The 20514-nt window shown below is 45.8% G+C and carries 22 protein-coding genes; 8 read left to right on the forward strand and 14 right to left on the reverse strand.

The features are described 5' to 3' along the window. Window positions 1–191: 191 nt before the first annotated feature. Window positions 192–362 carry a hypothetical protein gene (locus tag QUA62_RS07660; protein WP_172186391.1) on the reverse strand — a complete coding sequence of 57 codons (171 nt, stop codon included), beginning with the start codon at window positions 360–362 and terminating at the stop codon, window positions 192–194. A 167-nt stretch (window positions 363–529) separates the two neighbouring features. Here QUA62_RS07660 and QUA62_RS07665 point away from each other — a divergent pair, with 167 nt between their 5' ends. The 3 genes from QUA62_RS07665 to speA all read left to right on the forward strand — a co-directional run bounded on the left by QUA62_RS07665 (window position 530) and on the right by speA (window position 4762). After that, the gene (locus QUA62_RS07665; protein WP_190663685.1) at window positions 530–1120 is read left to right on the forward strand and encodes a DUF3611 family protein; all 591 of its coding nucleotides are present in this window, start codon (window positions 530–532) and stop codon (window positions 1118–1120) included. 149 nt (window positions 1121–1269) lie between these two features. Next, complete coding sequence (locus tag QUA62_RS07670; protein WP_333403317.1) at window positions 1270–2427, forward strand: helix-turn-helix domain-containing protein; 1158 nt, start codon at window positions 1270–1272, stop codon at window positions 2425–2427. 325 nt (window positions 2428–2752) lie between these two features. Beyond that, window positions 2753–4762: a biosynthetic arginine decarboxylase gene (gene speA / locus QUA62_RS07675; protein WP_333282965.1), complete on the forward strand. Its 2010-nt coding sequence runs from the start codon at window positions 2753–2755 to the stop codon at window positions 4760–4762. A 101-nt stretch (window positions 4763–4863) separates the two neighbouring features. On the opposite strand, the gene QUA62_RS07680 is transcribed toward speA, so the two are convergent. The 8 genes from QUA62_RS07680 to QUA62_RS07715 form a co-directional block, all read right to left on the reverse strand. Next, complete coding sequence (locus tag QUA62_RS07680) at window positions 4864–6024, reverse strand: NDP-sugar synthase (protein WP_333403318.1); 1161 nt, start codon at window positions 6022–6024, stop codon at window positions 4864–4866. A 317-nt stretch (window positions 6025–6341) separates the two neighbouring features. Continuing rightward, the gene (locus QUA62_RS07685; RefSeq protein ID WP_333403319.1) at window positions 6342–7157 is read right to left on the reverse strand and encodes a segregation/condensation protein A; all 816 of its coding nucleotides are present in this window, start codon (window positions 7155–7157) and stop codon (window positions 6342–6344) included. A 66-nt stretch (window positions 7158–7223) separates the two neighbouring features. After that, entirely contained in the window at window positions 7224–7613 is a 390-nt protein-coding gene (locus QUA62_RS07690; protein WP_333218580.1) for a LapA family protein, read from the reverse strand. Between the two features lie 200 nt (window positions 7614–7813). Further along, window positions 7814–8638 (reverse strand): DUF3153 domain-containing protein, encoded by an 825-nt coding sequence (locus QUA62_RS07695; protein WP_333403320.1) that lies wholly within the window; start codon window positions 8636–8638, stop codon window positions 7814–7816. Window positions 8639–8880: 242 nt separating this feature from the next. Then, complete coding sequence (locus QUA62_RS07700; RefSeq protein ID WP_333403321.1) at window positions 8881–10185, reverse strand: TldD/PmbA family protein; 1305 nt, start codon at window positions 10183–10185, stop codon at window positions 8881–8883. 137 nt (window positions 10186–10322) lie between these two features. Further along, window positions 10323–10928, reverse strand: coding sequence for a hypothetical protein (locus QUA62_RS07705; RefSeq protein ID WP_333403322.1), 606 nt, complete (start codon window positions 10926–10928; stop codon window positions 10323–10325). A 77-nt stretch (window positions 10929–11005) separates the two neighbouring features. Continuing rightward, entirely contained in the window at window positions 11006–11527 is a 522-nt protein-coding gene (locus QUA62_RS07710; protein ID WP_190663676.1) for a tetratricopeptide repeat protein, read from the reverse strand. Between the two features lie 47 nt (window positions 11528–11574). Then, a complete protein-coding gene (locus tag QUA62_RS07715) occupies window positions 11575–11934 on the reverse strand; it encodes a single-stranded DNA-binding protein (RefSeq protein ID WP_333120930.1) in 360 nt (119 codons plus the stop codon). Between the two features lie 330 nt (window positions 11935–12264). On the opposite strand from QUA62_RS07715, the gene QUA62_RS07720 reads away from it, so the two are divergent. From QUA62_RS07720 to mreD, 3 genes are all read left to right on the forward strand, one after another. Continuing rightward, entirely contained in the window at window positions 12265–13272 is a 1008-nt protein-coding gene (locus QUA62_RS07720) for a rod shape-determining protein (RefSeq protein WP_006632285.1), read from the forward strand. Between the two features lie 87 nt (window positions 13273–13359). Further along, a complete protein-coding gene (gene mreC / locus QUA62_RS07725) occupies window positions 13360–14166 on the forward strand; it encodes a rod shape-determining protein MreC (RefSeq protein WP_333403323.1) in 807 nt (268 codons plus the stop codon). Further along, window positions 14163–14729 carry a rod shape-determining protein MreD gene (mreD, locus tag QUA62_RS07730; RefSeq protein ID WP_190663673.1) on the forward strand — a complete coding sequence of 189 codons (567 nt, stop codon included), beginning with the start codon at window positions 14163–14165 and terminating at the stop codon, window positions 14727–14729. The genes mreC and mreD overlap by 4 nt, the downstream gene beginning before the upstream one ends. Window positions 14730–14834: 105 nt before the next feature. Here the strand turns inward: mreD and QUA62_RS07735 are convergent, their stop codons facing one another. Continuing rightward, complete coding sequence (locus tag QUA62_RS07735; RefSeq protein WP_333403324.1) at window positions 14835–15626, reverse strand: HAD family hydrolase; 792 nt, start codon at window positions 15624–15626, stop codon at window positions 14835–14837. A gap of 250 nt (window positions 15627–15876) precedes the next feature. Between QUA62_RS07735 and argB the strand changes: the two genes are divergently transcribed. Together argB and QUA62_RS07745 are read left to right on the forward strand one after the other, a co-directional pair. Next, window positions 15877–16788 (forward strand): acetylglutamate kinase, encoded by a 912-nt coding sequence (gene argB / locus QUA62_RS07740; protein ID WP_190663671.1) that lies wholly within the window; start codon window positions 15877–15879, stop codon window positions 16786–16788. A 163-nt stretch (window positions 16789–16951) separates the two neighbouring features. Beyond that, on the forward strand, window positions 16952–17215 hold the full coding sequence (locus QUA62_RS07745) for a DUF4926 domain-containing protein (RefSeq protein WP_333282938.1): 264 nt from the start codon (window positions 16952–16954) through the stop codon (window positions 17213–17215). A 119-nt stretch (window positions 17216–17334) separates the two neighbouring features. Here the strand turns inward: QUA62_RS07745 and QUA62_RS07750 are convergent, their stop codons facing one another. The 4 genes from QUA62_RS07750 to QUA62_RS07765 all read right to left on the reverse strand — a co-directional run bounded on the left by QUA62_RS07750 (window position 17335) and on the right by QUA62_RS07765 (window position 20340). Then, window positions 17335–17631, reverse strand: coding sequence for a hypothetical protein (locus tag QUA62_RS07750; protein WP_333403325.1), 297 nt, complete (start codon window positions 17629–17631; stop codon window positions 17335–17337). Window positions 17632–17731: 100 nt separating this feature from the next. Further along, on the reverse strand, window positions 17732–17902 hold the full coding sequence (locus tag QUA62_RS07755; RefSeq protein WP_333403326.1) for a BrnT family toxin: 171 nt from the start codon (window positions 17900–17902) through the stop codon (window positions 17732–17734). A gap of 83 nt (window positions 17903–17985) precedes the next feature. Then, window positions 17986–18900, reverse strand: a complete 915-nt coding sequence (locus tag QUA62_RS07760; RefSeq protein ID WP_333403327.1) for a hypothetical protein — start codon at window positions 18898–18900, stop codon at window positions 17986–17988. Between the two features lie 171 nt (window positions 18901–19071). After that, window positions 19072–20340: a dynamin family protein gene (locus QUA62_RS07765; protein ID WP_333403328.1), complete on the reverse strand. Its 1269-nt coding sequence runs from the start codon at window positions 20338–20340 to the stop codon at window positions 19072–19074. Between the last annotated feature and the right edge of the window lie 174 nt (window positions 20341–20514).

The raw sequence follows: 20514 nt of genomic DNA on the forward strand, positions 1-20514 counted from the left end.
TTCCACCCCATATACACCTCCAAAAGCCAGCTATTGCATTCGGGAACAGATCTCTCTCGACAGAGAAGTCGCTCGGCTTGTTTGTAATTAATATTTTAATCAATTCCCGAATTTGTCGCGGTCAGCAGAAGTCATACCCGCTGCCGTTCGAGTCAAGACAAAGTGTAAGGCTGACCGCGCCATTGCTAAAATTAGTTGAGACCTAACCAGGACAGCAAGCCCTGGCCTGTGACATACTCGATAATTAAAGTTAGAGAAAAACCGATCATCGCGGCTCGACCGTTAAGGCGTTCCGCGTAGCTGTTGAAGCCAAACTTTGGCTGTTCCAGTTTGGGAGTGACGGTGGGTTGTAGTTGTGTCATTGCTGTGGGTACCTGGCGATCGACGCTATTCAAATGTGAAATCCAATGTTAGTTACAAATCTTAAACATTGCTACTTCTATTATAAAGAGGGTTAACCGCCGTCAACCGTCCCCGAAGAGAAAAAACTGCCGCCAACTAATGCCAATTAATTATACCCGCTCAAAATATGACTAATCAGTTAGATAACGATAAGCTTCCTGTCGCGGTACAGCGAGTAGCCTTTGCCCTTCGTACAACAGGCTGGGTTTGCTTCTGGGTACAGTTAGTGCTAGGGGTGGTAGCGGCGATCATTTTGCTCTTTGCCATCCCCTTCGCCATCCCCCGCGGTACCGCCGCTGCGGGTTCAACCAGTGCCGGCACCGGCGGCGGCGTATTTTTTGCCATTTGCGGGCTGGCCGTACTCGCTTACAGCGTATATCGCTCTTTCCGCTTCACCCGCTTGTCGAGACAACTGCGATCGCCCGCTAACGCTGTCCGTCCCAAAAAAGCAGACACCATCAAAGAAGTGCGGCTGTCACTTTGGAGCAACTTATCGGGAATGGTGCTGACGCTGATCGGCGCAGAAGCCATCAGCGGCACTCTCTTAGCCAAATCTCTAGCTCAGCCGCAAGCCTTGTTCGGTGCCGCAGTTGATGTGGGCCGATTTATTCAGCCGCTAGATATATTTGTGGTACTTGCCAATACTCACGCCACTGTTGCCCATTTTGTCGGGATTTTCGGGGCTCTTTTTTTGCTCGATCGCATCCACAAGCAATAGACAATCAATAAGTGGGAATTGCGCCTCTCCCACTCTCCCACTCCCTCACTATCTCACTCTCCCTCACTCTCCCACTCTCCCCCAACCGACATCCGGAATCACTGCCAACGTGTCGAAGAACGTACTCAGATACCTTCTACGAAGACAAAATGAATATCATGGCACTGAAACCAGAGGCTTATTTTGGGGTGACAGATCACCCAACTATTGAAATTTCTCAAGAAAGTTTTCGTTCTGTCCTGGGTCAAATAGAAGCTGAACTCCTCTGTAGCGACACCTATAGCCACGCTCTAGCTAGCTTGCAAACAATGTTGGGCGAAGCAGCTTCCGCTGCCGAAATTTTAATTAGAGCAGTTAGCAGAGAAGCCGTCAAGCTCGCATTTGACCGATTTCCCAAACAAAACAAAATTGAACCGCAAGTAGCCCCAGAGAGTTTTACTGCTTTAAGTCCCGCCATTGAGACGGTGACAGAAATTAAAGAATTGGAGCCACCAGTAGCTGTTCCTGTCTTCTATTGGCGCAGCGCTAGTGTGGAAGCCCCCCCCCAAATCGAGTCCGACACAGAAAATTCCGATCGAGACACTAACACTTCTGAAGACAGCAAACAAGCGCCCCAAGACGACATTAAAGTCGAGTCGGCTCCACCTGCAACTGTCACCCTCCCCGGAAAATCCTTCCCAGGGTTCGGTTTTCCCAAGAAGCCGAAAAAACTCACCAAGGAAGAAGAAGCAGCTTTAGCCGTTCAACAGCGACAAGAGTGCCTGGGAGAGTTGGGTAGAGAATTACGCAAGGGACGGCAAATTCGCTCCCTATCTCTGCTGCAACTCCACAGTCAAACTCTCGTGCCGGTTCACCACATCGAATCGATCGAAAATGGGGAAATCGACAAACTGCCTCAAGATATTTACGTTAGAGGTTTTATCCGCAGACTCGGCGACGCCTTGGGACTAGACGGCAGCGCTATGGCGAATGCTTTGCCCAAACCCGCTCCGAGTCCAATTCCCAGTATGAATGTGTCTGTTTCCGACTCCGACTCAAGCGAAGGCTTTCAAATGCGTCCGGTGCATTTGTACATCGGCTACACCGCTTTGATGGCTGGGGCTGTAGGGGGTTTGGGTTGGCTGTCGCAGCAACCCGTGGTGCCAGGAGCACAGGCAGTACCTCCAACGCAGGTGACACCGCCAGCCTCAGTTGCACCGGCTCAGAAGACCCCAGAAAAAGCACCTCAACCGGGCTTGAAGAAGTCTAAGAGCGGGGAATTGATTGTGGGGGCTGACATGGCGCCGCCGGAGGTGATTTTTGGTTAGTGTGTGTCGGGCGAGCGATCGTCCGACAACTCTCTTGGCGCAGGTGAACTCGCAAACCCGGTTTCCGAGTTCACCTACATACGGATACTTGCTTGAAGAAATGAGTCCTGGAGAGCAATCACGGTTGAGATTTTAGTTCAATCCCCGATTTTCATCCATCTGTGGAGTCAATTCTAAAATCTTTAATCTAAAAATCTAAAATCTAAAATCTAAAATCTAAAATCGCCGGGCCGTGTACCCAAAGTGATTTTTCTACTGCATCAGGAAACCCGATATGTGCGATAAACTATCTATTTGACCACTCCTCAAAGAGGTTTCCGATAAGATGAGTTCCCCAGCCACCGCTGCTTTCTCCGATCTCGATCCCCTATCGACTCACTCGCCCACAGTCACGAGTTTGGCGGCACCAGACAGTGCTTTGGTAACGGCGGCTCAACTGCCACAAAAATCTTGGACAATAGAAGATAGTGAGAAACTCTACCGCATTCAAGGTTGGGGCGAACCGTATTTTTCGATCAATGCAGCCGGTCACGTTACAGTGTCTCCCAAGGGCGATCGCGGCGGTTCCCTCGACTTGTGCGAACTGGTAGAATCCCTGAAACAGCGAAATTTGGCTTTGCCCCTGCTGATTCGATTTTCTGATATTTTGGAAGACCGGATCGAGCGCTTAAATTCGTGTTTTGCCAGAGCGATCGCTCGGTACAATTACAAAAATGTCTATCGCGGTGTCTTTCCAGTTAAATGCAACCAGCACCGACAATTAATTGAAGATTTGGTGCGTTTCGGTCAACCCCATCACTTCGGGCTCGAAGCCGGCTCCAAACCGGAATTAATGATAGCTTTGGCGACCTTAAAAAACCCAGGCGCTTTGTTAATTTGTAATGGTTACAAAGACCGCGAATACATCGAAACTGCTATTTTGGCGCAGCGGCTAGGGCAAACTTCCGTAATTGTACTGGAGCAAATAGAGGAAGTAGAACTCGCAATTGTCGCGAGCAAAGCATTAGGAATTAAACCGATTTTGGGAGTGCGAGCAAAACTCACTACCAAAGGGGTTGGCCGCTGGGGAGGTTCCACGGGCGATCGGGCAAAATTTGGCTTGACAATTCCTGAAATTATCCGTGCAGTCGGCGAACTAGAAAAAGCTGGAATGCTCGATTGTTTGCAGTTATTGCACTTCCACATCGGCTCTCAAATTTCCTCAATTAGTGTCATCAAAGACGCCATTCGAGAAGCCAGCCACATTTATGTAGAATTAGCTAAATTGGGAGCTAATATGAACTACTTGGACGTAGGCGGTGGACTCGGCGTTGACTACGACGGGTCTAAAACAAACTTCCACGCTTCCAAAAACTACAATATGCAAAACTACGCTAACGACGTAGTAGCGGGAGTGAAAGATGCCTGCGACGAGCGCAAAATCCCGGTTCCAATTATCATTAGCGAAAGCGGGCGGGCGATCGCTTCTCACCAATCAGTGTTAGTTTTTGACGTACTCGGTACTAGCGATGTCCCCAGAGAAGTACCAGAACCAGTAGATGAAAACGCGCACCAAATTCCGCGCAATCTCTACGAAATTTACCAATCTATCAGTCCCGAAAATTACCAAGAAGTTTATCACGATGCTATCCAATTCAAGGAAGAAGCAGTCAGTTTATTTAACTTAGGCTATTTGGGAATGGCGGAACGGGCGAAAACCGAACAGTTGTACTGGGCTTGCTGCGATAAAATACAGGCGATCGCGCGGCAAAAACAATATGTATCGGAGGATTTGGAAGACCTAGAAAAGGTGATGGCGTCCATTTATTACATCAACCTATCTGTTTTCCAGTCTGTACCAGACAGTTGGGCAATTAACCAATTGTTCCCTATTATGCCCATTAACCGACTCGAAGAAGAACCAACTCAGCGCGGTATTTTAGCCGATATAACCTGCGACAGCGACGGCAAAATCGACCAATTTATTGATTTGCGAGATGTGAAGTCGGTTTTGGAACTGCATACTCTCAAACCTGGAGAACCTTACTATTTGGCGCTATTTTTGGGAGGTGCTTATCAAGAAATTATGGGCAACCTTCACAACTTATTCGGCGATGCTAATGCAGTTCACATTCAGCTAACACCTTCTGGCTATCATATCGAACACGTTGTGAAAGGAGACACTATGAAAGAAGTCCTCAGCTACGTACAGTACGATTCAGAAAATTTGGTTGAAAGCATCCGCCGTCAGACAGAAGCAGCTTTGCAGCAAAATAAAATTACTCTTTCCGAGGCCCAACTTTTGCTGCAAAATTACGAGCGGAGTCTCAGCCAATATACTTATCTTCAGTCTTAAAATGTAGGGTGGAACCTAAGCACATTACCAGAATTAAAAGCTGAGATCATCAATGTAAAAGTAGGGTGCGCCTAGCGCACCTTACCTTGAGCAATTACCAATTATTCAGGACGGAGAATTTCTGCGATCGCCCGCCGCTCCTCTCCGTCTTGAGTCGGTAAAACTTGGCGAGCGTCAGTAATCAGCCAATCGAGAGCCGCCGCTTGCAAATCGATCGCAGCCCCGGTTTTATCAACGCAGTAGCGCCCGAACACCAGTTTGTCAACCAACCGCACCTCCGGGCCCAAACGGGAATACTCAAAAATCACGCTGTTTTCCACAGTGGCGCCACTACAAAGCCAACAATTTGGGCCGATCATTGTCGGGCCGATAATTGTTGCTCCATCCTCAATGATCGTCATCCCGCCAATGTAAACAGGCCCAGTAATATCAACCTTATCCCAGTTAACAGCTACATTCAAACCAGCGTAAATGCCGGGGCGTACTTCAATTCCCGGAATCGAAACATTTTTAACTTGTCCCAGGAGCACGCTCTGAATTGCCCGCCAATAGTCAGGAACTTTGCCGATATCCACCCACTCAAAGTCCATGCTAATCCCGTAAAAAGGCGCGCCTGCTGCTACTAGCGCGGGGAATAACTGCGAACCGATATCGTATTCCTCACCCGAAGGGATGTAATCGAATATTTCCGGTTCAAAAATATAAATACCAGTGTTAATGTCGGTACTCAGAGCTTCCTCTACAGAAGGTTTTTCTTGGAAAGCTTTTATTTTGCCAGACTCGTCTGTTACCACCACTCCGTAACTGGGAACCTCCTCGCGGGGAACCGATTTCATAACAATAGTAGCGATCGCCCCTTTTTCGCGGTGCCACTTCACAGCAGCAGTCAAGTCCAAGTCAATCAAAGCGTCGCCGCACAGCACCACAAAAGTATCGTCAAAAAACGGCGAGAAGTCCTGAATTCGTTTCATGCCACCAGCCGAACCGAGAGCCTCTCCAATCATTTCTCCATCCTCAATCCGCCCTTCAAAAGAATAGGCAATTTGTACCCCAAACTTTTGACCGTCGCGGAAGTAGTTTTCAATCACGTCTGCCAGGTGGGAAACATTGACCATAATTTGGTCAAATCCGTGCTGGCGGAGCAATTCGACCAAAAATTCCATCACTGGCTTTTGCAGGATGGGAATCATCGGTTTGGGTATTGTCTGAGTAATGGGACGGACGCGAGTGCCTTTACCGGCCGCCAGAATCATCGCTTTCATTATTAACTTCCTCAACCCTCTGTTAATTGATATAAACTCAACAATTAGATGCTAGCGGTTGCGATCGTTGAATCGATCGAGCACAGCAAAATCCTGACCTGTTTATAGGCGACATCGTACCAGGCTATCAATCATTTATTCCGAATTTACCTGGATTTAAGAAACCAGGTATCGGGAATCACCAAGAACTTCACACTCCCGCTCTCCGCATTCGGGACTCAGCAACAGAATGCCATAGAGCGAGATTCTGTCTGGAATCTTAACCGACGCAGTGGCATAGTTATTAGTTTCCCCCGAGAACCTAATACCCTGCAAGCTCAAAGCGCGCGGATTTTGAGGTCTTGGTAAAACTCCTCTTGAAGCAACTCTACTTTAGACTGAGCCGATAGCAGCAACAAGGCCCAAAAAATACCCACGCGGTCATGATTTGGCAAGTGAACTTCCTCAGTCGATACCGGGGGTTCTGGGTTGACAGGAGAGTGCAAATCGTTATGGTGCCAGAGCTCTAGCAATTTGTCCAAGTCCAGCCAACCCTCGTCAATTTCCGGGCCCCGCTGAGCCAGAAACCGTTCGAGTTCACTAGCAGTTTCTACGAGATTTTCTTGGTGAGCTAGCTCAAAGATAGCCTGGGCCGCTTGCGATCGCATTTTTGAGGTAGGGCGGCGCCGGGGGGTCACAGTCTGCTCCATTGCTGCTTTCATTAGCTGCAACTGCTCAATCAGTTCTGGGAGAGTCACCGGGCGTTTTTGCGGTAGTTGAGCTACACCGCGACGGCGCAATTGCCGCTCTAAATGCTGCGGCAAGTGTCGCCCGCCTGAGTGCTCTGCGTCTTCTAGCGTCGCCTCCTCGGCCGAGTCGGGATTAGGGGGGGGTTCGGAGAGGACGATACTTTCTGCTTTGAGCAACACCAGCATTGAAGCGTACAAAAACGCTTGGCCGGAGTGGGACAAATCGGAGAAATCCTTACTCTGATCTGCATCGCAGGCGTTCGTAAGCTTGCTCAGACATCGATCGAACACTTCAATTACCTTAACGTCCCAAGGATCAATTTCTCCCCGTTCGGCTAGGTCAATTAAAATTGCGATCCCCTCGGAAATCGTTTCTAAGCCATCTTGGTCTCGGGAAACGGCCATTCGATTTTAGATTTTAGATTTTAGATTTTAGATTTTCCCTCTGAGAAAACGAGAGAGCATATCAAGTTAATTGGCGGTTATTTCAGCAGTTGTGCCCTCAATGGCTGCTATTTCTAAACTTATCGGTTCTGCACTTTCTAACAAAGGTTGTTTGGCTTCTACTTCTGCTTTATAGCGTTCAAGATTTTGTTCTAATTCCTGAATCCGCTGCTCTTTTTCGCGAACTTGGCGGAGCTGTTGGCGCGACGCGAGGGTTCGCTGCATTCTCGACCACAGACTGAACAGCCACGCTAGTGTTGCCCCTAATCCGGTCGCTACAATTAGTTCTACGCACAGCGGAGCTTTAACTTGGACGCCTTGGATAACTTGAATCGCGACGGGCTGTGTATTTTCGATACTGAAAAATACTAGAGCCAAGCAAATCAGAAAGATGAAGAAGAAATTTAGCGCTCGCATTTTCTCTGTTCCTAATTCTCAATTCAGGTTAAGCAAATTCTTGACCCTTTGTCAACTGTTTTTTGACAGATGTTATCATTTTTTTTTATCAGCTCAAATCTGGTCAATTAACCATAATATCCGGAGATGGGCGGGTTTATTGGAACTGTGAGAGTTGATTGAAGAGATTGGTTAACCCGCCCCAGCAGGACATATCCTCTTTAGGTTTGACCGATGTTTTGGGGTTTCTTGCCGATTAAGAGTGCTGGCAATATTTGATATTTCAAAGCAATGCCCGCAGCCACAAATAAGGCAATAATCAGCGCCCCAATTCCTACGGGACTGGGAATCCAGAATATCGCCTCCAAATAGTTAACTTCTCCGGGTTTGAGCTTCCAAACTAACTGTTTTCCCTGCTGATAGGTTTCCGGAACCAGCGCACCGGCGACAGTTTCAATACTTTTTGCGCCCCAAGGCGTGTTCAAGCTAAAGTCTAGCTCCAAAAGTCCCCCCGGACTCAGCAGCAGACTGCCATTAGAAGAAAGCAGTGAAAGAGAGCGCAAATCCAATTCCAAACTCAACCGATTTCGCAGCACCAATAACAAATTATTCTGCTTGACACTAAGGTGAGATTCAAACTTTGGCAAATCTGTTTCTAGCGGACTTCCGGTCCGATATTTTGTGGTTGGTGCGATCGGATTGTAAAATTGGTTGAACTTGTCTTGCAACTCTGCTCCATTATTGAAAGGAATCCTCACTAGAACTTCTGTGGGGGAAAGCCGTTTAGTTTTTCCGTCCAGCAACCTCACCCGGCTTTCTACGCTTTTCAACCATTCTGCAACAGTTTCGCTGCTGAAGCTCGTCAACCTTTCCCCCAGTTTAATGTGCTGCACGATTTCGCCACGAGTTTGACTCTCAAAGTTAACTCCGACATCGTACTGAACGCATCCAGTCACTAGAGTTAAAAGGCAAAAAACCAAAGGTAAAAGAAAGAAAAAGTGCTTTTTCTTCTTCCGAGTTCCATCCTTGACATTTTGCTCTTTCATTGTACCTTTTTCCCTGTTTTTCCCTATTTGCATGAATTAGCAAAGCGTTGAATTGTCGGCACTGTTTCTGTGTTTTTATTTCCACGTCTGGACTTGCGAACCGCATACCAAAAACCCGGTTTAGGGGCTAGCGAAGGGCAGTTTCACAGATTCTTGGTGGCAGAAACCGGGTTTTTTTGATGTGAGTGCTAAGATTTTTCTAGCAACAGTATCAGCGTCACCTGGAATTAACCGCACTGAACTTATTGCCTCGAAGCTACACCCAACTGTTGAAACAGCATACTCGGCAAATAGGCTGCACCGCCTACCCATTCGGCTTCGCTACTCAAATCTGCCAAATTTTTAAACGCTTCAAAAATGCTGCCTGCCACCATTGTATTCTTGACGCGACCCACAATTTTGCCTTTTTCTACTTTATAGCCTAAGTCCAAATTGACAGAAAATTCGCCAGCTAACTGATTGGACTGACCGGCACCTAAAACCTGCTCTACTATTAGACCTTCGTCCATGCTAGCAATCAAGTCTTGAGTGGCGGTATTTCCGGGGGAAATGCAAAAGTTAGTCAAATCAGGGCCTGGGCGAGACAATCCGCCACGAAAACCGTTGCCGGTTGATTGTACACCGGCGCGAGCTGCCCACCTGCGATCCCAATAAAATCCGGTGACAGTACCTTTGTCTATCAAGATTTTGCGGGTGGTGGGTGTACCTTCGTCGTCAAAGGGACAAGCAGAAGGGCCTAAAGTGGGGTCTTCAAAAAAGGTAAAGCGTTCGTCAAATAAGGTTTCGCCGATTTTGTCCGCTAGGGGAGAGGCTTTTTGAACTACTGCTTGACCTGAAAGGATGGTATCAAAGAGGCCGCCGAGGGTGCTAGCGGCGGCTCTGGGGGTAAATAATACTGGGTAGGAACCGCTGGTGATGGTGGCTGAATGTTCGGCGAGGCGGTATTTTTCCAGGAGTGATTCGAGGATGGTGTTGGTGTCCAGGGGACGATCGCGCGCAACGTCGTAACTGTATGCTTGCATAAAGTCTTCTCCCTTGACCAAATTTCCAGCGATCGAGCCGCTGACTATTTGGCTGCTTCTTTCGGCATACAGGTCTTGCGTGGTGGCAATTTTCACGCGGCCACTGCGGACGTGAAAGCCGACATCTACCATAATATCGGGATTGTAGGCGTGAACTTGCTCAATCAGGTTTTTGCCGTTTTCGACTAATTCTTGAGTTGTGGGCGGAGTGTAGGTGGTTTCCGGGCCTTTTAGGTGGAAGTTGGAGGCGAGTTCAAATTCTGCGGGGTCGCCGATTTCGGCTGTTTGAATCGCTGCATCTACTAAATCGTCTATCCGCGTTAAATCTGTGGAACTAGCAAAACCGATTTTGCCTTTGTAAATTAGCCGGAGTGCTACGCCTTGCAGTGCTTTGGTTTGCAGGGATTTGAGGCGATTGTTTTCAAATTCGATGGGGGTGTCTTGACTCGACAGGTAGTATACTTCTGCGGCATCGGCGCGCTGAGAGGCCAATTTCAAAATCTGGTCTACGGTTGAATCGCTCACAATAATCGCCTTTCTGGTTTTGTCTTTTTTTTATTTTAGCAATTATCGCTATTCAACTTCTGACTCCTGCCTCATGCTCGATAATTAATCCGTGTATCCGTGTCAAAATCAGTGTCGTTCCTTACTTCTTCCTTCTCCTATAATTGTAATTCACACTGTTTAAAAACATAGTTAACGGCTGCAAACAGTCGCTCTAAGTCCTGAATTGTATAGAAAAATTTATTTTGAGTAAACATTTCTAAGGTGAGCTTGCCAAACTGCCAAATTGCCCCATTAGAAACAATACCAAAGATAGTTTGTTCGGGTTCATTGTTAAGTCGCTGCACGGCGATCATTTCTGCCAAACACTGTCCCCATCCTTCATCAAATGCGCTCTCTTTCTTGGCTTCAACTAATATGAAATAGGGCTTGTCAAAAACTACTGTGCCGAGGGGGGAGCGCTTCGCCAATATATAATCTGGAATTCCTGACAGATTCTCATTATAGACTAAGGTTTGGTGACTCCAGAGGAGAAAATTACTGCGATAATTTTTCCAAACTTCTTTTAATACAGGATAAATTATATTTTCACAAATGGCGATTTCCGAGTTGTCAAATACTCCCTCATTGAAAATCAATTCTAATTCATTCCGAAAAACCTCGCTGACTGCAAATTCTGTTTCGACAATGAAATTATCCCGTCGGTAATTAATTTGGAATTCTTTGGCGACCGCGCTTATACTTTTATAATTGCTAAAAGGCATTGCTTAACTTCTCTCAGTAGGGGTGAGGTGCGCCGAGGCGCACCCTAGAGATAGAGTTGGTGCGAATGAAAAAATGATTAATAACTAATAAATAATCCGCCTAAAATTAGCCCTATCGCAATTAACGCCACCCAGATAAACCTATTATCTTTCGTATTAACCTGACTCAAATCTACAGGCTCTGGTACGACTGGCTTGGGTTTAGCGTACTTGATATCAGCGTTTGGATTGGCTTGAAAACTGATTGATTGATTTTCATCTAAAGCTGCCAAATCAGGGATTTTCACCATCCATTCAGGAGGGATAGTGAGTTTGGGAGCTTCGAGAATGAACAGCAAGCGCTTTGCTTGCTGGCGAGTTTCTTGGCGGGGATGGCGGGTGAGCGCACGGCAAAGCTCGATCGCCCTTTCTGTATTGCCAGAGGCTTCGTAGGCTGTCACTAGCCACATCTGTACCTCACCGCCCAACCGGGAATTTCGATCGACTAAACCGGTAGCTGTTTCTAAACTCTGCACAGCTTGAGCATACCGGCCACTCTCAAAAGCTACTTGCCCAGCTTGGTACTCAGTTTGAACAATTTCTAACTTTTCTGGAGTCACGAGCACCCACCCAATTCACAAATATTAATTCCCAAATTCCCCAAACGCTAGAATTCGCTGTTTTGTTGGGACATACCCGACTCGTTGTCGCGTTTGGAACCCAGCAAGTCTAAATGGTCTACTTTAATTACCGGCTTCGAGCGATTTGAACCCGTATTGCGGTCTTGCCAGCGATCGAACTTCAAAGAGCCTGTTACGCCAATTAGAGAGCCTTTGCGAACGTAGTCAGCCGCAATCTGCGCTGTTTTGCCCCAGATTTCCAGATTGAACCAGTCTGGTTGATCGCTGTTCTTGGTTCTGCGATTCACTGCCAGCGTCAAACTACACTTAACTGTACCCGACTCAAAATACTTAACGTCCGGGTCGCCGCCGACGCGGCCTACTAAAGTCACAACATTAAGACTCATAAACTTTTTTGGGAATGTGGTCGATCGGTGATGTAGTTAAACAGTCCACACGCGCATTAGCCTCCAAACTTAACTTGGAACAACGCTTGTGAGGCTTCATCCTGATTGTACACCCAGTTAGGAGAACATATTGATGGTGGATGATTGGCAAGTCTGCGCTCAACCTGAGCTCGACAATGTACATTTCTGACTAGACTCAGGATGAAAAACGTAATAGAATCCACCTCGGTTACACTTTTGTAACAACATTATTGCACACAATAGTATTTTAGTTTTTGGGGGGGGTACGAATCAGTGGGTCTTCTCAATCGATTTTCGTTATCGAGAGATATGGGTATCGACCTCGGTACTGCTAACACGCTCGTTTATGTATCGGGCAAAGGTATTGTTCTGCAGGAACCTTCTGTAGTGGCGATCGACCAAGATTTAAAAATACCGCTGGCTGTTGGAGAAGAAGCCAAAAAAATGCTCGGGCGCACGCCAGGGAATGTCATAGCACTGCGCCCGCTTCGCGACGGGGTAATTGCAGACTTCGATACGGCGGAACTGATGCTCAAAACTTTTATCCGCAGAGTTCACGAAGGCCGAAGCTTAGTTTCGCCGCGGATAATTATTGGCATCCCCAGCGGTGTCACCGGAGTAGAGAGGCGTGCTGTCATTGAGGCGGCGACTCAGGCCGGTGCTAGAGAAGTACGGTTAATTGATGAACCCATCGCTGCGGCGATCGGGGCTGGACTGCCTGTGGCTGAGGCGACTGGCAATATGATTATAGATATAGGCGGAGGTACGACGGAAGTTGCGGTTTTGAGTTTGCAAGGGACGGTGATCAGTGAGTCTGTGCGGGTAGCCGGCGACGAACTCAATGAGGCGATCGTCCAATACATGAAAAAAGTTCACAATTTGGTTATCGGCGAACGCACTGCTGAAGAAATTAAAATTCAGGTTGGTTCTGCATATCCAACTCCAGAGGATGACGACGTAATGATGGAAGTGCGGGGCTTGCACTTACTGTCTGGTTTGCCGCGAACTGTTACTATCAAAGGCCCAGAAATTCGCGAAAGTATGTCGGAACCGCTTTCAGTAATTGTGGAAGCTGTCAAGCGTACTTTGGAACGCACCCCCCCGGAATTAGCAGCAGATATTATTGACAGGGGAATTATGCTGGCTGGTGGTGGCGCGCTGATGAAAGGTTTAGATACTCTGATCAGTCACGAAACAGGAATTGTCACTCACGTGGCAGCCGATCCGCTGTGCTGCGTGGTTTTGGGAACTGGTAGGGTGTTGGAAAACAAACAGTTGGAACGGGTTTTCAGCGGGCAGTCGTCGCGTAATATGTAGTTAACAAATTTGGGATTGTGGATTTAGAAATACGGCTGCAATCTCAAATCTAAAATCCTGACTTAACAATTTTAGATTAGTGAAATTATGCTAAAAAATACATTCCGAAAGTGGTGGGATCTGCGGCTGCAAATTGCTCTTTTAGGTTTAGCTGTAACTGCAGCTTGGGGAGTTCGGCAAACACAAGGTGCGGCAGTATTTGAAGTTTACAATTGGGTGACTCGTCCGTTTCACGCCAACGGCTCGGGGCAAGAGGAACTCATCTCGGCGCGCACTCAAGAATTGCAAGCGCAGCTATTAGAATTAGAAAATCAAAATCAGAAGCTAAAAGAGCTTTTAGGTTACGTTTCGGGTAAGAAACCTCAAGGAATTGTAGCTCCTATTGTCGGTCGCAGCGCGGACCACTGGTGGCAGCAAGTAACCTTGGGGCGCGGCAGTAACGATGGCATCAAAACAGATTTTACTGTGATGGGCCCTGGCGGTTTGGTAGGCCGGGTTGTCAGCGTTACTCCTAATACTAGCTTGGTGCTGTTAGTCAGCGACGCTACGAGTCAATTGGGTGTGGGAATTACCCGCAGTCGCCACATGGGTTTTATGCGCGGGAAAGGCGGAAATCAGGCTGTGATGGAGTTTTTTGAGAATGTTCCCAATGTCAAGCCTGGGGATGTGGTTTCAACTTCTTCTTACAGTCAGTTGTTCCCTCCTGGTTTGCCGGTGGGAAAAGTGGTTTCGGTGGATATGAATAAAACTCCGGCTCCAGAAGCTGTTGTTGAGTTCTCTGCACCAATGAATGCTCTGGAGTGGGCGGTGGTTTACCCCCACTCTAAGCAAGCCGAACCACAGGAGTCGCCGAGTCAATCTTCAGCAGCATCTGAGGGAGCACAGCAACAATGAAAGCTTTATCTCGGATGTCTTCGCGATCGCGCCAATTTCTCAACTTCGCAGTTACATTTCTATCTGTGATGCTGTGCATACTGATATTGCCCACTCGGATGCCAGGAATGGAATTGCTGGGAATTGGACCGAACTGGCTGTTAATTTGGTTGGTAGCTTGGAGTATTAAGCGGAAACGTACAGTTTGGGGAGCTGCTAGCATGGGCTTGGTTTTGGGGTTTCTTCAAGATGCGATGACGGCTCCTCATCCCACCCATGCTGTCAGTCTAGTTGTTGTAGGAGTCTTAACAGTTGTTTTGCAAAAAACCTGGTCGATTCCGGTAGATATTGTTGAGAGAGATCCGATCCCGATGGCGTTAATTGTGTTTGGGATGGCGGTGGTAGCGGAAACGGTGATGGGGCTGCAATTTTTTACTATGGGCGATCGGGCTTTACTGGAAATTTGGAGCTATCACCAGCGAGTGGCTTTGTGTTCTGCTATTCTTAGCAGTCTTTGGGCTCCGGTGATTTATTTTCCTCTCAATCGCTTGTGGGAAATGACCAGGAATGTAGAAAAGCCTTAGTCAGCCATTAGTCATCAGTCATTAGTCCTTAGTCATTAGTCCTTAGTCCTTAGTCAACAGTTAACAGTCAACAGTTAACTGTTAACTAATTACTGTTAACTGTAGTCATTCTACTATTACTTGTTGGCCGGAACCTAATAAGTGATTAACGGCAATAATCAAGTTGCTGAGAATGAAATTAGGCTGGTGCTTTTGGAGTTGATAGCGGCTGCGAATTCCGCAGGTAACGGCAATTGTAGGTATTCCCAATGCTTTTCCTGCGAGGATGTCTGCTTCTGTATCTCCGATCATCCAAGCCGAACCCAGCGATGACTCAAATTCTTCTGCAACTTCAGCCAACAATTCAGTTTTTAAGGCTGTATAGTTGTGATAGGCGGCATCCGCCATCTGAGTTCCGCGAATGCTGGTAAACAGTCTGGCTAAACCGTAATTTTGTAACAGTTGAACGGCTTGATTTCTCGGCCGCAGGGTGACTAAAATCAGCCGCACGCCGCGGGAGTGCAGAAGTCCGATCGCCCATTGCACTCCCGGCTGGATGCGATCTAAGTGCAACAAGTCTGGCTGATTGACAATCCGACTCACGCATCCGAGAAAAACGTGAATTTCTTCTCCCGACAAGCCGGAACTTTTGGCTATTTCAGCATCGGGTACTCGGTTTTGTTTCATTTGCCAAAACTGCTGTTTGCTGAGTAGTTGAAGGTTGAGGTTGATTCCCCGATCGAGATAAGCTGCTTGAGTATCGGCTAATCCTTGTTGATATGTGGCATAGTAGCGATCGGACACATCGACTATGGGCCCGTCTAAATCGCAAAATACCGTCATCCGGGGGGATGAGTCAGTCTCTGATCGTAGCTTGTACTGAAGGTTTTCGGAGTCTTGGGCGACAGCCTTTAACATAAAACGTTAAGTAAATCAAGGGAGCTATACATTTCTTGACTTTAGCAAAAAATGTATAAGTTATAATACATAAATTTTAATGATTTTATTAAAAAAACCTATTAGATTTTTGAGAATGGGGTTCAATAAGGGCGATCGATCAAGCCTGCGCGTCGATAAAATTCAGGGAAAAAGTGATTTTTGTGGCTGTTGATATGTGCTTTAGCCATTAAAGTTTAGAATTAAGTTTTTAGTCTTTTGTAATTTACCCATGCTCAAACAAAGCGATTTTGTTAGGAATTCGGACACTAATCGAGTAGAGGTGCTGTCCGAAGCACTGCCTTACATTCAACACTTTGCCGGTCGCACCATAGTGGTCAAATATGGCGGTGCGGCGATGAAAGATAGCAATCTCAAAGACAAAGTGGTTCGGGATATTGTGCTGCTAGCTTGCGTGGGGATGCGTCCGGTTGTGGTTCACGGCGGCGGCCCGGAAATTAATATTTGGCTGGAAAAATTAGGAATTGAGCCACAATTTAAGGATGGTTTGAGAGTGACTGATGCGGCCACGATGGAAGTTGTAGAAATGGTTTTGGTGGGCAAAGTAAATAAGGAAATTGTTTCGTTAATCAACCAAGCTGGCGGCAAAGCAGTGGGATTGTGTGGCAAGGATGCCAATCTGATTCAAGCTCGTCCAGATGGCCGGGAAGGAATTGGGTTTGTGGGTGAAGTCAGCGGCGTGAAAATCCAGATTTTGGAGTCTTTGGTGAACAGCGGATATATTCCGGTGGTGTCGAGCGTGGCGGCGGATGAAAAAGGTCAATCTTACAACATTAATGCTGACACGGTGGCTGGAGAAATTGCGGCTGGTTTGGGAGCGGAAAAGTTGATTTTGATGACTGATACAGCGGGAATTTTGGAGGATTATCACAAGCCAGAGAGTCTGATTGCTAAGTTAGATATTCAGGAAGCGAGACAGTTGGTTGAGTCGGGAGTTGTGTCTGGGGGGATGATTCCGAAAGTTAATTGTTGTGTGCGGAGTTTGGCCCAGGGTGTGAATGGTGCTCACATTATTGACGGTAGAATTCCTCATGCTTTGCTGCAAGAAATATTTACAGATGCGGGGATTGGGTCGATGATTGTGGCTTCTGAGTTTAGCAGCGCGAATTTAAGGCCTAAGTAAGGGGTAAATCCTAGCGTGGGGAGGGCGGGTGCGTGAAAGGGGTAAACTCGCTGCGATTGGGTATATCCTAACTAAACCTGCCCCTAAAAACCTTGAGAAGGTACTTCTGGGAAATGACTTCAACTAATTCTAACCGTTGTGGGATTTCAGCTTTTCTTAAACTATGATCAAACACTTTAGAGTTTTGGATTCTGTTGCGATTCTCAAGCCGATTTCAAATACGCGATTAGCGCTAGTGGAACCAGAATACGCATCTATTTCTAGTTTGCCAGTTGGACTTGTGGGAACTATTGTTGAAGTGTATGATACGGGAAAGGAATGTCAGTATTTAGTGGAGTTTGCTGATAGTCAAGGGATTGAATATGCTATAGCTATGTTAAAAGCTGATGAAATTTTAGTTCTGCAATATGAACTTGCAGTTGCTTAGTAACGTGAGGGGAATAGAAGTTAGATAAGGGCGATTCCCTACGGGATAGCTGCGCTTCACGCACTTTCGGAAAATAAGGGCTATCGCCTTTTAGTCGTGTACTGAAATCCCGCCATCATTTAATGTGAAGTTTCAGCTTGAATTTCTCGAATAATAGTTGATATTTCTTCGGCTGACTCAAGGTGTCTAGCCAAAACTTGAGCAGTTTTGTCTAGCAAGCGTTCTGAAAAAACTTTAGCTAAGTCTTCCCGTAAACCTTGCCCTATATAAAACTTAAGCAATGCTTCTACAGACATATCTCGATTTGCCGCTATTTTCTCAAGTGATGCTAAAGTATCTATTGGAATGTTTAGCGAGACTATTTCCGCTGTACGAGGTCGCAATTGCAATTTTATTTCTTCTTCAGAATTGTTCATATAATTTCCTTTCAGTCCGGGTAGCAGGACGGGCTGAAATGATGCGTATTCGCAAGCTGCGTTCTACATAAACAACCAGTAATAGGCGTTGAGTGCGGGACTAACCCAGGATAAAGTTACGCTGTTCGTCATGAGCCGTTGCATCTCCCTCCTGATAGAATGGATCGAAGAAAACTTCTGCGGCTTCTTCAAAGCTAACGCCATGCTTTTCTAGGTTAATCTGAAATTTGTTTGTGTCCCATTCAAACTCAACGCCTTGCAGTCTGTACACACTATCCATGCTTCGATATTAACATTCTTTAAATAAGAGCGATCGCACTTTGGGAAAAAAGGGCGATCGTACTTTCTCTAACTTTACTTAACTGGCTTCCAACTATTGAGAGATTCCCGAATCGAACTTAATTGACTGAGGTACTCAATAAGCGTGGCTTTTTGATACTCAAGACGAGCTAGAATTTCCGGCGCTTCTGCTTCTTTCGTTTCCCGTTCCTTCAAGACGCGCTCGAAGTCATTTTGAAACCTTTTAATGTAATCATTGATTTGCTTTTCGGCACTTCTGAAATCAGCAGAAATCTGTTTATCAATAACTCGCTCTAGAAGTTGTCTGTTTCTAGATATCTGCTCATCTATTTTCCCATTTACTGACTCTAATGTCTGTCGTAAATCAACATCAAAAAATTCCCAATTTTCCGTAACATCAACATCAGCATAATAGACTTCATCCGAGTTACAGCAACGACTTTTTCTACCTGTTTCTTCCCTTCTATTTCCTACAACCACTGCTAATTGTACATCTTTAATCCGCGCATCAATTCCGGGAAAATCAAAGCTAGGAAACTGAATCGAGTTGATGTTCAGTTTCACTTCTAAAGAATCACCAAGATAATTAGATAATTCATCTGATATTTCTTGAATATCTTCCTGAATTCTTCTTGCCAACTCTTCGCGAATCTTCGTCCCCTCTCGAACTAATTCATCCTGAGTATCTATCCACCAATTATGAATATGTGGCGCGCAAAATTTATTAATTGTTTTAACAATTTTTTCTGCTTCCGCCTTAGTTTTACACCGGATAATGTACGGCTCTAATTTTTCACTTTTAACAGCGTGTTCATAAACCGAATTATTGAAAGTTTCAGGCACAGATTCACTCAGCTTATCCAACAAAGATACAGTTAAATTGAATGCTTGGCCTAAGCCCTTACCAAAATTAGGGAAAAGTCCTAATACTAATTCTCCCATTCCTCCTATTATTTGTCCGACGCCCATATTATCAGATGTTGGCTGTGGTAGTTGAAGAATTTTTGGAGTTTTTTTTGGCTTTGGAGAGTTGGCGGAACGAGAGTCGGCAATCTTATCAATCTCACTTTTGATCTTGGCTTTAGCTCCATCGGCAAATTTATCAATGCCTTGACTAAATCCTTGGATTAGTATTTGTTTTTATGTCTCGACCTTTTTTTTGACTGACTCAACTTTGTACATCGCATTTTCTGAGCGTTTCCTGTACTCTTCTACTTTTTCCTTGAGGGATTCAATCTCCATTTCCCAACCTTTAATTTCTGTATTCAGAGTATCCTCAATAGCCTTAGCAGCTTTATCAATTTCTGCCACCACCTCACTCAATAAATTCCAGCCAGAATTTTGCGTAATCTTTTGAATGACTGTTTCTTGAATGTTCAGGATACCGCTATCTTGCAAAGCTCTTGGTGCAATCTCTTCAGGTAAAGGAATTACTCTCCTACCTTTTTCATCTCTCTCAGCATATTTGGCACTAAAGAAATCCTCAAAATCTTTTATCTCCTTTTCAGTTGCTTTTCCTTGCTGAATCAGTTTCGCTAGAAGTCCTTGTCGAGAACTAGCAGGGTAAATAACTGGATTGCTAAAGCCAAAACCAACTAACTCTCGCTCTAAATCTTTAATGACATCAACAATTTCTTTGTCTCTCTCTGTTTTTTGGTCAACTTTATTCAAAATAAAGTAAATTTTTCCCGTGTTCTCAGCTATAAAATCCTTACGATTTTCAACAACATCCTTAAACAAATCGGCAACTGCATTATCTTTGTAGGAAGCGTAGTTTAAAATAAACAGAATGGCATTGCAGGTTCGCAGTGCTTCTAGTGCTGTCTGCTTCAGTGCATTAATGTTGAAGTTTGCAGACTCCCACTCATTAGGGCCAGGAGTATCAACTAAGGTAAAGCCTGTGAGAGAAGATAATTGGCTAATTGCTTCAATCGCATGCTCTATCTCAAAGCGTGTAGTGTTATCAGGATTGCCTTTCTCTCGGATTTCACGGGTACGCCGCAGGAATTCTTGTTGAATTTTGCCTGCGTCACCCTCAACAAGAATGACTGGTTTTCTTTCTCCTTCTCGATACTCTAAAAGTTTAGGAGTTTCGCCCGGTTTAATGTGTCGGACATCTGTACGGCAGATGGTACAGGCGGCCGTTTCACTCGCCAGTACATCAGCACCGATGATAGAATTTAAGAAGGTGCTTTTGCCAGCTTTCATTGCTGCAATGACGGCTACTTGATACTTCTGAGCTTGCAAAGCCTTTAAAGCTTTGTTAATTTCATCTTCAATGCTTTGTAGTCCTTGACTTTCATCTCCCTGAATGCGGAGCCCGTCACGGAATTCTTTGAGATATTGTAAGAGGAAAGTGCCTGTACTGTAAATGCTGGTGTATGCTGCTTGAAATTCTTGAGAAGACATAAGTTGACACTTTTTAGTTGAGGGACGGGCTAAGTTAGAGCTAGAAATTCGCGGTTCAAATTGATATAGATTGTGCGCTTACCAACCTATCTGCCAGGGGTTTAAACTCCTGGCTAACAGCGAAAGTCCTCGTTATGAGGACTGAAAATTTTGTACATTAGGTATTTAGTCCTC

The organism is Microcoleus sp. MON1_C1 (genome assembly GCF_036701945.1).
Classification (GTDB): domain Bacteria; phylum Cyanobacteriota; class Cyanobacteriia; order Cyanobacteriales; family Microcoleaceae; genus Microcoleus.